We start from the raw sequence: 12,962 nt of genomic DNA, 5'->3' as shown, positions 1-12,962 counted from the left end.
TATTGTTAGCATTAAAGTCTTTTAATATTGTTGCTATATAGATTCTAGCTTTGAGTTTATCTGCTAGGGCTGTGTATATTGGATTCCTATCAAATAAGATTCTATGAATGATTTTTTCATTAAAGGTTTGTGGATTTTTAAAGTCTGGTGTATAGCCAAAGATTTTTTTATGTCTGTATATGAAGTATTCTTCATCACTCATTTTTGATTCTTTCTTTGCTTGATAGTTTTTATACCAAGAAGTTTTTCTTATAAGTTTTCGTAATCCCATGTGTATCCTTTTGTGTTAATTTGTGGTTTTTTGTGAAGTGTGGGGTATTATAGCATAAAAAATAATCTCTATATCCTTGTATTACAACATTTTATCAACCATTCATTTTAACTCACATTGAGATTGCACTACACAAAAACTGGTATATACATTCTCACACAAAGCTTAGTATAATACTCATACAATAAACACAGAAAATAAAAAAGGAAACACTATGCTACCACATTTTCTACAAAATATAGAGATTAATGATGGATTTGACTTGCTTGTGATTTTACGCCAACATTATAATGTCGGAGATAAGCAAAGTTGGTGGTGGCCTAGCTTCTTGTCTTTGCGTGTAGAAAATGGCATTGAGATAAGTGGGGCAGCACAGATACAGGCGGATTTAAGCCTTTGTTTTGCCGCTATTCTGGGACAAAACACAAGGTATGAATATGCTGCCACTAGCCTTAGCAACCTCTACATGTTTTTTTATAATAATCTTACAAAAACCCCAAATGATGATATACAGCTATATAGCAATTATCCTAATCCACAACTCACACAAATCGCCCAACCACATTATCAAGATTTGATACTCAAGCAACTTGCAAATCTTTTACCACAAGATATTATGCCCCTTATTAGAATCTCTGGATTCTATCAGCAAAAAGCAACGCGTTTAATCGCCCTAGCGAAAAATATTATAAAGGATTTTGAAACTTTTCATAATTTCTCACTGCATGTTACAAAAGAGTGGCTTTTATCTCAAAAAGGCATTGGGCTTGAGAGTGCATCAAGTATTTTAAACTATGCGTTAAAAAGAGAAGAAATGGTGGTTGATAGCTATACACAACGCTTACTTGGGCATTGCGGTTTGCTTTTTGATGATTATCACTCAATGCAGAATTTTTTAACACAGAATCTTTATAGGGCAAGTGATTTATATGGTGATATGCCATTAGCACAAATTATGGCAAGATTTCATGGAAAAATCGTTGAATGTAGTAAGCAGTATAAATTGGCAAAACTTACTTATTAAGATAAGATTCTATATCGATATACATAGCTTAGAATAGTTTCTACTTTTTTGTCATTTTGAGCGTAGCGAAAAATCTTTAAAGTATAGAATCTAAAAAATATTCTCTACTCTTTTCAAAGACACAATACGATAAACATATAAACCACGCAATATTATTAAAGCATTATCATAAAACATCATTCCCATTTACAAGCAATCTTGCGGCTTGTTTTGTATGCAAGATAAAGCTTTGAGCGATATTATCAAGGCGGCTAAATGGTAATTTAAATAGCACAATATCAGCACATTTTCCAGCTTTAAGACTGCCATTATTTAAGCCTAGTGCTTTTGCGCTATTACGCGTGATAGCATAGATTAAATCCTTGCTTAAAGATTCTATATCTTGGGCTTTATCTTGACTAAGTGTAGCAAAAAGTGCGTAACGAAGCTCTTCTAAAATATCAACATCAGCATTTGAGCTTTTACCATCAGTAGCAATGATATGATTTAACCCCATTTTGCCCTGCAATAAGAGATTAGACCTAGGGCAAGAGATAATAGAGCCTTGCTTTAATAGCCTTTCTTTAAGATTAGAATCTGCATGTAAGCAATGCACAAAAAGCGTGTTTATATCACTTAGTAAATCTAAAAAGCTATCTATGCTAAAATGTGCTTTTGCATCTTTTACCTGAAAATTCTTCGCATAAAATTCCTTAAAATACCCCGCATTCTCGCTAAGCCATTCTAACTCTTGTCTAGATTCTAAAAAATGTGTTGAAAGCAAAAGGTTATAACGCATGGCAAGCTCAACCACATAATGTGCTATTTTTGGATTTATAGAATATGGCGCATGTAGGGCTAATGCGGGGGTAAATGTAGCATTTTTTAAAGACAAAGTCTTTTCAAGGCGATTTGAGATATTTAGGGCTTGTTGTGTGAAATCACTCTCCATTGCCCCTAACACTTCATGGCAATAAATCACTTTGAGTTTAGAATCTAGCAATAACTCTAAATCTAAATCATAGCTACTGATCGCACAGACACTGCCCACACCGCTACGCTTTTGTGTCTTTATTGCCTGCTGCATTGCCTGTGTATTATGCTTTAGGACTTCACCGCGATTTGCCATAACACTATCAAGCCATACATCAAAATCCCCATAGCAAAAACTTGTATCATTCTTGCTAAATTCAAAATGTATATGAGAGTTAATAAAAGCTGGTAGCATAACATGATTTTTATAAAATACAAAATCGCAATTACTATATTTTTGTCTCAAGGAATTAAAATCGCCAACTTCTTTAATCATACCAGAATCAATGATAATACCACCATGTTCTACAACCTCCCATACTTCATCGCAAGGGAGCATTATGCTTGTGCCTATGAGTTTCATATCTGTCCTTATTATTTTAAACATTAGAATCTTTTGTATTATAGCAATAAGTATTCTTTCTTAACAGCATATAGATTTTTTGCATACTAATTTTAACAATCTTTATGCAATACATGTAAATTCCATGAGATTATCTTGTAGGAAACAAGCTAAAGAGTATTGAAAGACAGAATCTAATCTTTAGCTATATTTGCTATAATTAGGGCTTTGTTTATATAAGGACTATTATGCGTCAAAGTGCTATGAGCGGCATTTTATTCATGTTTGCTGCTTCACTTACTTTTTCTTTAATGAATGCGTGTGTTAAGCTTTTAGATTCCATGTCTTCTATGGAGCTTATATTTTTTCGTCATGTTTTCACGGTGGTTTGCATAGGTATTTGGTGGTGTTTTTATCCACCTTTTAATCCAGATTCTAAACCACGCAAAAAAGGCGGCTATTTTAGACTGCTTATGCGTTCTCTTACAGGTGGTTTAGCTATGCTTGCTATGTTTTATAATATCGCTACTATCTCGCTTGGGACTGCTTCAGCCTTTGCACAGACTATGCCTATTTATATTGTGCTATTTACACTGCTTTTTACAAAAGAGCGTGTGAGATTACCTATTATATTAGCCACTTTGGTGGGCTTTATCGGGGTGATTTGTATCTGTGATATACGCACTGAAAGTCTAGGGATTGATAATATTATCGCAGGTATTATTAATGGAATCATGATGGCATTAGCCTATATGAGTTTAAAGGATTTGAAAGAATATTTTAATGAATCAAGTATGATTATGGGCTTTGCTATCACTATGGCTGTTGTTGGCGGGGTGTTTATGTTTATTGAGATTCCACATTTATCTGGCTTTAGTATGCCAAATACGCGTGAGTGGATAGGTATTCTCATCTTAGGGATACTTGGGACTTTAGGGCAAATGTTTCTAACAAGGGCTTTCATACTAGCCCCTGCTGGGCTTATATCGCCGCTTGATTATATGCGTATTGTATGGGGTGTGATTTTTGGAGTAATGCTTGGAGATTCTCTGCCAAATATGATGACATTAAGTGGCATTACACTCATTATTGTATCTGGTGTTTTGATCGCTATGCCTGTATTTTTACAAGACTATAAAAAGTATAAAAACAAGAGTCTAAAACCTTAGACTTTGAGTGGTGCTTTATGTATTTTATCTTTAATGTAAAAAATAGTAACACTCTGTTTTGTTGTGAAGTTGGTATTTAAGGTGTGGAATTTGGATTTTATAGTAGGTGTCTCACTGCATTAATATGATGAGATTGTTAGATTTAGAATCTAATCTCTAACATTCTATAAACTCTCTCACAAGTTTCTCAATCTTAGGGGCGGCACTCACAGCAGATTCTATAAAACACATATTGAAACACTCATCAAACCAGCTAGATTCTAAGTTATTTAACACACTCTTTTTTGCGTATTGACTAAATTGTGCGACATTTAGCACTTCTCCACTTGTGCCAATACACACAAATAAGCTATTTTCAGTCGCATTTAATCTCTCTAGTTCTCTAGCTAACAAGACATAGTTTGGGGCATATTCGCTAAACATTACAATATTATGCCGCAAAGATTCTTCCCCACAAGATTCACATATAAGTTTTGGCATAGCTTGATAGCCAATGTTTGTGATAGCCTCACATAATTCACAACGCACTTCAGGTAAAAAACCATGTAAGTGAATGACATCTTTACACCCAGCTCGCTCCAACAAGTCATCTACATTTTGTGTGATAACGACTATTTCTTTTGGATATTTTGCCTTAAGATTTGCTATCATCTTATGTGCGGCATTTGGGGCGACTTGCCCTAACTGAATCCGCCTTTTATCATAGAAATCTAACACTTTTTGCCTGTCTTTAGCAAAGCCGTTTGCACTACATACTTCCATAATGTCAAACTCTTCCCATAAGCCATCATTATCCCTAAAAGTCCTTAATCCACTCTCTGCACTAAGCCCAGCCCCGCTAAATATCATTACTCGTTTAGAATCTTTCAATTATTACCCCTTTTGCCTTAATAAAAAGTTGAGTTCTATTTTCTTATTATTTTGAGATAAAGTAAAAACTTTTTTCTATACTCAATGCTTCATTACGCTTAATGCAACAAGACATTTAGAATCTAATCCCTACAACCCATATTTGTTTTTACTCAATATAAGATTCTAAAAGCGGCATGCCCCCTTTTATGTCTTTACTAAAAGTTTTGCCAAGTATGGAATCTAGCTTTAATGGCGACATGCCAAAACAAGGTCTCACACATGCAATATTCTCAAGGCTTATTATCTCTCCAGCCTTAACATCTTTTGAGACAAAAAGGCTACGCCCAAAGTTTCGCCCTTTTTTTTCTTTAGAATCTATATGAGATTCTATACAAGAATGCTTTTTTACAATCGGTAGCAATCCCTTCTCTTTATCATACAAGTTAGAATCTGTATCATAAAAATCTTTTGCTAACTCACAAATTTCACGCACGCTATTTACCATAAGGCTAAATTCATTCACATCAAGGCTAAATGCACTATCTACACCACCTAGATTCTTATCTAAAATAAAATGCTTTTCAATCACACTCACACCACAGAGTGTCGCCATCAGTGGCACACTAATGCCTAGTGTATGATCAGATAAGCCAACCTTTACATTATAGTGCTTCCATTGCTCTTTTATCGCTTGAATGTTTGTGAGTTTTGCATCACTCAATGTGGCAGGATATGCAGATATGCAATAAAGAAGTGTGATAGATTCATTATCTTTTAGAATCTCTAGGGCACGTTTTATCTCATCATCATTTGCTATTCCAAGTGAAAGGATCACGGGCTTTTTTGTCGCTGCTACTGCCTTTAAAAGCGGGGTGTGCATGACTTCAAAGCTTGCGATTTTATAGATAGGGCAGTTTAGATTTTCCAAAAACTCCACCCCTTCCACACTAAAAGGTGTGCTAAAAGATTCTAAACCTAAAGTATGTGCTAGGCTAAAAATCTCTTTATGCCACTCCCATGGCATTTGTGCGTCTTCATAAAGCTCCCATAAATATGAATCTTTCCACAATCCATCATTAATCCTAAAATACTCATTTTTATAAGGCAGGGTAAGGCAGCTTGGCTTATAGGTCTGCACCTTTATTGCATTTGCACCTGTTTTTGCGATGGCTTCTACACTTTTTAGGGCGACCTCTAGGCTTTGGTTATGATTTGCACTAAGCTCTGCGATAATAAATGGTGTTTGCATATAATCTCCATATAACAGATTCTATTTAGTATTGTAAGTAAAAATTTTTAAGTTCTTGTGATTTGTGCTTGTGTTTTTAGAATCTCTTTGTATCGCTCATATGTCTATATCGTAACATTCGGTTTGCTACATTATAAACTTACAATAAAATGACAATAAAGCACACAAATTTATGCTATAAAACATTTTCATTTTATATTTTTAAGGTCAAGTATGTCTCATAAGAAATCTAGCATTTTTGCTTGGTTGCCTGTTTTGTGCGTTACTTTTGGTGCGTTTATCTTTAATACTTCGGAGTTTATACCCATTGGGCTTTTAGGTGCGATTGGCAATGACTTTTCTATGAGTGATTCTGAAGTTGGAGTAATGCTAACTATCTATGCGTGGGTGGTAGCCCTTGCGTCTTTGCCGCTTATGCTCTATTTTGCACAAAGCAATCTTAAATCCCTTATGCTAGGCGTCATCGCTGTATTTGTGCTTAGTCATTTCATCTCTGCTTTAGCACAAAATTTCATTATGCTTGTAGCCTCTCGTATAGGCGTAGCTCTCTCTCACGCGCTCTTTTGGTCTATCGCCTCTGTTATGGCAGTGCGTGCTGCCCCAAAGGGTAAGCAAAGCAGTGCATTGGGCTTTGTGATTACGGGGAGTTCTCTTGCTATGATTGTGGGGCTGCCGCTTGGGCGTATGATAGGGCTGTATGTGGATTGGCGGGTGAGCTTTTTGTGTATTGGACTTGTGGCGTTGTGTGTTGGCATTGCTTTCTGGCGGGTGTTTCCTACTATGCCAAATACACAAAACATTTCGCTAAAAACGCTTCCTACACTTCTGCATAACAAGGCATTTATGAAGATTTGCTTTCTCACGCTTGTATTTGTGAGCGGACATTTTAGTGCATATACTTATATTGAGCCATTTTTGGAGAATGTGGCGGGGTTTAGGGCTAATTCTGTTACTTTTATCTTGTGTTTGTTTGGGCTTATGGGTGTGGTTGGCAGTGTGCTATTTGCGAGATTCTATGAGAGATTTCATTTAGCCTTTGTGCGTCTTAGCCTTTTTGGCTTGGGCTTTAGTATGCTTTTGTTGTATGTTGTGAGTGAATCTAGTGTGGCTACTACGCTACTTTGTGCGGTGTGGGGGCTGTGCTTTATGCTTTTTGGTGTGATTTTTCAATCGCAAGTGATTGCTGCTGTGCCAAATGCTACGGCGGTGGCAATGAGTATTTATTCGGGTATTTTTAATGTCGGTATAGGCAGTGGGGCGTTGATTGGCGGCTTGGCATATACGCATTTTGGGATAGAATCTATTGGCTTTGTGGCAAGTGGGATATGTGCTTTTGCGGCGTTGTATTTTATGAGTGCTATGGGCTTTGCGAAAGTGTTTAGGAAGTTTAGGCGAGTGTAGCTATTTTTTCTTTTTATGTAAAAGTAAGGTTTGCAAGATAAAAAGGGCAATACCGCAATCAATGATAATATCAGCAAAATTAAATATAGGAAAGTCAAACTTATAATGCCAATAGATATAATCCACAACACCGCCATGTAAAAACCTATCAAGTATATTTGAAGTCCCACCTGCAAGCATGAGTGAAAAAGCGATATAATGCTGTTTAAAAAGATCTTTTTGTGCGAATAAGATTCCAACAATAAGGGCTATAAGACCTACTTGTATGTATTTTAGCCATTCCCCAAGCCATGTAAAAAATGAGAAAGCAACACCTGTGTTAAAGACAAGAGCGATAGAAATTATCGGCATATCAGCAATCATTACAAAATCATGCAAACTTTGTGGCTGTGCGATGTAAATCATTATGTATTTTATAGCTTGGTCTAGGGCTACAAGGAAAAGAAAAAGTATGCTAAAGTGTCGTATTTGCTTTGACATATTAAAACCTTATGTGAATCTAAAATAAAAGCGGCATTGTAGCAAAATGATATAAATATGTCTTTTAGGACTAGTTGGTTTGTATTTGTGAGATTTAGAATCTATGTTTTATCCATTGCTTATCTACATTTAATCAAAAGCAAATTCTAGATTCTAAACTCAATGCTACACAGCATTTCATTCCACATATTTATCAAACTTATCTATCGTGTTTTCTAAGTATTGTATAAAATCTTGTTCTTTTGGCATGTCTTTATGGGCTTTTATTGTGGATAGCTTGATACATAAAGCAGCACTTGTATCCTTTGCTTGTGCTATTTTTGCTATAAGAACATTACTTTTTTCTAGGATTTCTTTCTGGGCTTGTGGTTGTAATCCTGTGAAAAGATTCAAAAAAGGTTGCACGAAGTTAGATAATGCCTGCATACTTGTCTGCGTGTGTGAATCTAGCGTTTCAATCATATTTAGTGTCATGCTATATGATCTCTCGCCTTTAGTAAAACACTCATTTGTAAGCCTTATGCAATCTTCAATTAACTTTTTAGTTTCATTATGCGTTACTTCTGCTTCTGCTAACATTTTTTCTAAAACATTGGCATTTGGCTTATTTTTATCTAAAAAGCTATTTTGATAAGTATTGCTAGTGTTAATATTTATTGTCCTATTTTCCCGCCTTTTATACAGCTTTTTACGCTCTTCTCTATCATTATTAATACGCATTTCACCATTAAAAAAAGTAATGCCATGTTGCTTTAATAGCGATAAAGCGTGGTTTGCTATGGGAATGTTATTTAAATGATTATAGTATGCGCTACGGATTACATCTTTTTCATAAAAGTTTATAGCAAGTGCATCGATTTTTGCGATATTTTGTTTAAATTGCTCATGCATTTCACGTCCTTTTTTATGGCTAAGTTTTAATCAAGCGGCTTTAGATAAGATTCTAAAAGCTCATTTAAATTTGCATACAACCTATCATAGCCTAATGTTTGCAACTTTTCTAAATCTTTTTGCAATAAATCGCCATGTTCTTTCAAGGCGTTTTTTGCCCCATTTAGCCCCATAAGATTCACATAGCTATTCTTATTGGTATCATTATTTGCGGTTTTGCCTGATATGCTTTCATCTTGTATGGAATCTATAATGTCATCTCGTATTTGAAAATAAAGCCCCAAAACTAGCCCAAAATCATAGAGAAATTTTTGCATATCAAGCGATAAATTCGCAATAATTGCCCCCATCTTTAGACTTGCAGCGATGAGTTTAGCAGTTTTATGTGTATGTATGAATTGCAATTTATCAAGCGGCAGGGTCGTATGCTCGAAATAACAATCAAGGGCTTGACCCAGCACCATACCGCCAATACCGCCATTTTCAGCCAAGCATGAGATAAGCTCTGCAACAACGCTTGGGGCAAAATGTGCGTTTGCAAGCAAATAAAAGCTATAAGTATTAAGCCCATCGCCTATAAGGATAGCACTTACCTCATCGTATTTGCAATGAAGCGTGGGGTGATTTCGCCGCAACGCCGCATTATCCATAGCAGGCAGGTCATCATGTATGAGTGAGTAGGTATGCAAACACTCAATGCTAAGGCACACATCAAACGCATTTTTTGCTTGTTCTTTTGCCTCCGCACACACAACACTAAGCAATAAATTAGGACGAAATCTTTTGCCTCCATTTAGGACCATCTCCCAAAACGCCTTTTCAAAATGCGGATGAAAGCCTGATATTTCTGGTTGATTATCATGCAGATAAGATTCAAACTCATTGCAAGTTTGTTTAAAAAATGACATATTGACACCTTTAAATTTTTTGTAATTTTAGCATGAAAGCGTGGGTTTTGGATATGGATTCTATGTGGTGTTATAAATCAAAGCAATCTAACACAAAATCACATGTTATGGGTTATTATATTAAGATATAGACTTGCAAAATTATGTGTCCATCTTAATTCTACAAACCATTCCCTACAAGATAAGGCTGCATAGCATGTTTAAAGTTTAGAATCCTTTGTGTGAAGTCCGTAGTATCAAATGTATCTAAATGTATAATATTAATGCCTGTATATTCATAAATAAACTTATCAACATTCAAGTCAATAGAGCCATTCATAACAAGGCAGAGAATCTCTATATCACGCTGTTTCAAGGCATTAATGCTTAAGATAATATGATTTATTGCCCCAAGATAATATTTACCAACTAAAATCGTTGGTCGCTTGTGATTTTGCATATAATCTAACATACAACTATACTCATCAAGTGGGGAAAATAAGCCACCTGCAAGCTCAATTACCACATTATCCCTTGTTGGTAATGCAATATCTAAGCCCTTATATTGCACATTCTCATGCAATTTAGCAATATGCGGTGAAGCCGGTGTTTTAAGACAAACACCCTCACCCAAAACTTCTGTATTAGGGCTAAAACGCTGCACGACTTCACAATCTCTTGGTGTGCCTGCTTGTATAAGCTTAAAATATGCGTAGTTAAAACTCGCACAAAAAGCAGTACTCACATGTGTTTTACCAACATCAGTATGTATCCCACTTATATAAATTTGCATACTATCCCTTTAACTTTGAAGTATTCTCACATGGGAGTGTAGCAAATATTCTCTAAAACATATAAACAGATTGCCATGTCTAGACATAAAATGTAAAAAACCTTGATTTTAGCTCTATTGCAAATCAAAACTAGGCTATCATTCTAGTCAAGATTATTTTTTTGACAACATATAGAGATTTAATAAACTAGTATTCCATAATTTAAAGCTAAAATATCAGTTCGTTTTGGAATCTCAATTTTACGATTTTTAAAGGAAAGTAACATGGCAATTAAAAAAGTCGTTTTGGCATACAGCGGTGGGCTTGATACAAGCGTGATTTTAAAGTGGCTTGGGGATAACTACAACTGCGAGGTGGTAACTTTCACCGCAGACATTGGACAGGGCGAGGAAGTAGAACCCGCAAGGGCTAAGGCGTTGAAGCTTGGCATTAAGAGTGAGAATATTTTCATTGAGGACTTGAGAGAAGAGTTTATCAAGGATTTTGTATTCCCTATGTTTCGCGCGAACACCATTTATGAGGGCGAGTATCTGCTAGGCACAAGTATCGCGCGACCTTTGATTGCAAAAAGGCTTGTAGAGATAGCAAAAGCCGTTGGAGCGGACGCAATAGCACACGGCGCAACGGGCAAGGGCAATGATCAAGTGCGATTTGAGCTTGGAGCGTATGCGTTAAATCCTGATATAAAAGTCATCGCCCCTTGGCGTGAGTGGGACTTAAACAGCCGTGAAAAGCTTTTAGCCTATGCAGAATCTGCTGGTATTAGCATTGAGAAAAAGCCTAATAAATCGCCATACTCAATGGACGCAAACCTGCTTCATATCAGCTATGAAGGGCAGATTCTAGAAGATCCAAATGCTGAGCCTGAAGAGGATATGTGGCGTTGGAGTGTCTCACCGATGAACGCACCAAATGAACCTGAATCTATCAAGCTTGAGTTTGAAAAGGGTGATGGCGTGGCGATTAATGGAGAGAGATTAAGCCCGGCAAGATTCTGGGCGAAGCTCAATGAGCTAGGGGGCAAACACGGCATAGGGCGGCTTGATTTGGTAGAAAATCGCTATGTGGGTATGAAATCTCGTGGGTGTTATGAAACACCCGGTGGCACAATATATTTAAAAGCTCATCGTGCGATAGAATCTTTGTGTCTTGATAGGGAAGAGGCACATTTAAAAGATTCTATAATGCCAAAGTATGCAGAGCTCATTTATAATGGCTATTGGTTTAGCCCGGAGCGAGAGGCACTTCAAGCATTGATTGATAAGACACAAGAGCGTGTGAGTGGCGTGGTGTCTTTGAAGCTGTATAAAGGCAATGTGATTGTTGTAGGAAGAGAGTCTAAAAACTCACTCTTTAACGCCGCATACAGCACCTTTGAGGAAGATTCTGTATATAATCAAAAGGACGCCGCAGGGTTTATTAAACTCAATGCTTTGCGTTTTATCATTGCTGGGAAAAGTAGGGGGTAGTAGGCTACCTTGCTTGAAATATGAAATAAGAGTGGCATAATGTAATGCAATCTTTAGAATCTTGCACTTGTCATACAAAAGCCTTGCCCTCCTGCCATACTGATTATTCTTGTCATACCGACTCTCCCCCTTGTCATACTGAGCGTAGCGAAGTATCTACAATGGAATCTAGATTTTTCGCTAACGCTCAAAATGACAAGGAAAATAGTATCAAACAACAAACATAATGGAGTGCAATAATGGAATCTTGTAATACAGAATCTAGCTTAGATTTACCTTTAGAATCTCTCTCTTTACAACCCTTTCTACAATCTCTCCATAAAGAGCAATGGCAGGAAGTAAGGCTTGGGGAAATAGTTGATGTTAAACACGGATACGCTTTTGCAGGAAAAAATATAACCACAGAGCATACACCAAATGTTTTGGTTACACCGGGAAATTTTCACATAGGGGGTGGTTTTAAAAGTCAAAAATTCAAATATTTTAACGGAGAAATTCCAAAAAGTTTTATCTTTAGCACAGGCGATATAATTGTAACTATGACAGATTTAAGCAAAGATGGAGATACGCTGGGATATTCCGCAAAAATCCCTAAGGATTCAGAACATATTTATTTGCATAACCAAAGAATTGGATTACTTCTATTTTTGAGAAGTGATATTTGTAAAGATTTTATTTATTGGTTGCTAAGAACTAAAAATTATCAAGCTTTCATAGTCAATTCTGCAACAGGAACTTCCGTAAAGCATACCTCTCCAAAATTAATTGGAGAATACAGATTTCCGCTCCCACCACTTACCACACAACAAAAAATAGCAGAGATTCTAAGTAGCTTTGATGATAAGATAGATTTACTCCATAGGCAAAACAAAACTTTAGAATCTCTAGCCCTTACCCTTTTTCGCCATTACTTTATAGACAATCCAAAGCGCAATGAATGGGAAGAAAAACCTTTAAGTGAAGTGTGTCAAATAAAAAATGGATTTGCTTTTAAGAGTGAAGAGTATAAAAAGATTGGGATACCAGTTGTTAGAACAACAAATTTTAAAAATGGTTTTGTAGAAAATCACAATTTAGTTTATCTCGATGAGAATGACAAAAACAAATATTCAAAATACTTA

The 12,962-nt window shown here is 36.1% G+C and carries 14 protein-coding genes; 6 read left to right on the top strand and 8 right to left on the bottom strand.

All coding sequences use genetic code 11. The features are described from left to right. The coding region (locus tag T368_RS0109530) for a hypothetical protein (protein ID WP_027338453.1) at positions 1-271 on the bottom strand (271 nt) is incomplete at its 3' end. 214 nt (positions 272-485) lie between these two features. Between T368_RS0109530 and T368_RS14655 the strand changes: the two genes are divergently transcribed. Then, positions 486-1,295, top strand: a complete 810-nt coding sequence (locus tag T368_RS14655) for a hypothetical protein (RefSeq protein WP_004087546.1) — start codon at positions 486-488, stop codon at positions 1,293-1,295. 166 nt (positions 1,296-1,461) lie between these two features. Here T368_RS14655 and mqnF read toward each other — a convergent pair whose 3' ends face one another. After that, positions 1,462-2,694: an aminofutalosine deaminase family hydrolase gene (mqnF, locus tag T368_RS0109520; protein ID WP_080628867.1), complete on the bottom strand. Its 1,233-nt coding sequence runs from the start codon at positions 2,692-2,694 to the stop codon at positions 1,462-1,464. Between the two features lie 203 nt (positions 2,695-2,897). On the opposite strand from mqnF, the gene T368_RS0109510 reads away from it, so the two are divergent. After that, positions 2,898-3,818: a DMT family transporter gene (locus T368_RS0109510; protein WP_004087543.1), complete on the top strand. Its 921-nt coding sequence runs from the start codon at positions 2,898-2,900 to the stop codon at positions 3,816-3,818. A 156-nt stretch (positions 3,819-3,974) separates the two neighbouring features. Here T368_RS0109510 and T368_RS0109505 read toward each other — a convergent pair whose 3' ends face one another. Further along, positions 3,975-4,667, bottom strand: coding sequence for an SIR2 family NAD-dependent protein deacylase (locus T368_RS0109505; RefSeq protein WP_034567500.1), 693 nt, complete (start codon positions 4,665-4,667; stop codon positions 3,975-3,977). Positions 4,668-4,836: 169 nt separating this feature from the next. Beyond that, positions 4,837-5,919 (bottom strand): pseudaminic acid synthase, encoded by a 1,083-nt coding sequence (pseI, locus tag T368_RS0109500; protein ID WP_004087532.1) that lies wholly within the window; start codon positions 5,917-5,919, stop codon positions 4,837-4,839. A gap of 213 nt (positions 5,920-6,132) precedes the next feature. On the opposite strand from pseI, the gene T368_RS0109495 reads away from it, so the two are divergent. Further along, entirely contained in the window at positions 6,133-7,320 is a 1,188-nt protein-coding gene (locus T368_RS0109495; RefSeq protein WP_004087530.1) for a sugar transporter, read from the top strand. On the opposite strand, the gene lspA is transcribed toward T368_RS0109495, so the two are convergent. From lspA to bioD, 4 genes are all read right to left on the bottom strand, one after another. After that, on the bottom strand, positions 7,321-7,800 hold the full coding sequence (lspA, locus tag T368_RS0109490; protein ID WP_004087528.1) for a signal peptidase II: 480 nt from the start codon (positions 7,798-7,800) through the stop codon (positions 7,321-7,323). Positions 7,801-7,977: 177 nt separating this feature from the next. Then, positions 7,978-8,691, bottom strand: a complete 714-nt coding sequence (locus T368_RS0109485) for a hypothetical protein (protein WP_004087524.1) — start codon at positions 8,689-8,691, stop codon at positions 7,978-7,980. Positions 8,692-8,717: 26 nt separating this feature from the next. Continuing rightward, positions 8,718-9,599 (bottom strand): polyprenyl synthetase family protein, encoded by an 882-nt coding sequence (locus tag T368_RS0109480; protein ID WP_004087522.1) that lies wholly within the window; start codon positions 9,597-9,599, stop codon positions 8,718-8,720. 160 nt (positions 9,600-9,759) lie between these two features. Beyond that, a complete protein-coding gene (gene bioD / locus T368_RS0109475) occupies positions 9,760-10,371 on the bottom strand; it encodes a dethiobiotin synthase (RefSeq protein WP_004087519.1) in 612 nt (203 codons plus the stop codon). A gap of 264 nt (positions 10,372-10,635) precedes the next feature. Between bioD and T368_RS0109470 the strand changes: the two genes are divergently transcribed. The 3 genes from T368_RS0109470 to T368_RS15025 form a co-directional block, all read left to right on the top strand. Continuing rightward, positions 10,636-11,841 (top strand): argininosuccinate synthase, encoded by a 1,206-nt coding sequence (locus T368_RS0109470; protein WP_004087518.1) that lies wholly within the window; start codon positions 10,636-10,638, stop codon positions 11,839-11,841. 44 nt (positions 11,842-11,885) lie between these two features. Beyond that, positions 11,886-12,068, top strand: a complete 183-nt coding sequence (locus tag T368_RS15630; protein WP_138160950.1) for a hypothetical protein — start codon at positions 11,886-11,888, stop codon at positions 12,066-12,068. A gap of 12 nt (positions 12,069-12,080) precedes the next feature. Continuing rightward, positions 12,081-12,962 (top strand): restriction endonuclease subunit S (locus T368_RS15025; RefSeq protein WP_080695802.1); only part of this gene is annotated, 882 nt, incomplete at its 3' end.

This window comes from Helicobacter bilis ATCC 51630 (assembly GCF_000686565.1).
Classification (GTDB): Bacteria; Campylobacterota; Campylobacteria; order Campylobacterales; family Helicobacteraceae; genus Helicobacter_A; species Helicobacter_A bilis.
Note: the sequence above shows the minus strand (reverse complement) of the source record. Positions and strands in the feature narration are given on the sequence as shown.

Coding starts and splice junctions, on each gene's coding strand:
- T368_RS0109485 (WP_004087524.1), bottom strand. CDS start 8,691: ATGCATGAGCAATTTAAACAAAATATCGCAAAAATCGATGCACTTGCT.
- T368_RS0109505 (WP_034567500.1), bottom strand. CDS start 4,667: ATGATATTTAGCGGGGCTGGGCTTAGTGCAGAGAGTGGATTAAGGACT.
- mqnF (WP_080628867.1), bottom strand. CDS start 2,694: ATGTTTAAAATAATAAGGACAGATATGAAACTCATAGGCACAAGCATA.
- lspA (WP_004087528.1), bottom strand. CDS start 7,800: ATGTCAAAGCAAATACGACACTTTAGCATACTTTTTCTTTTCCTTGTA.
- T368_RS14655 (WP_004087546.1), top strand. CDS start 486: ATGCTACCACATTTTCTACAAAATATAGAGATTAATGATGGATTTGAC.
- bioD (WP_004087519.1), bottom strand. CDS start 10,371: ATGCAAATTTATATAAGTGGGATACATACTGATGTTGGTAAAACACAT.
- pseI (WP_004087532.1), bottom strand. CDS start 5,919: ATGCAAACACCATTTATTATCGCAGAGCTTAGTGCAAATCATAACCAA.
- T368_RS0109480 (WP_004087522.1), bottom strand. CDS start 9,599: ATGTCATTTTTTAAACAAACTTGCAATGAGTTTGAATCTTATCTGCAT.
- T368_RS0109470 (WP_004087518.1), top strand. CDS start 10,636: ATGGCAATTAAAAAAGTCGTTTTGGCATACAGCGGTGGGCTTGATACA.
- T368_RS15630 (WP_138160950.1), top strand. CDS start 11,886: ATGCAATCTTTAGAATCTTGCACTTGTCATACAAAAGCCTTGCCCTCC.
- T368_RS0109495 (WP_004087530.1), top strand. CDS start 6,133: ATGTCTCATAAGAAATCTAGCATTTTTGCTTGGTTGCCTGTTTTGTGC.
- T368_RS0109510 (WP_004087543.1), top strand. CDS start 2,898: ATGCGTCAAAGTGCTATGAGCGGCATTTTATTCATGTTTGCTGCTTCA.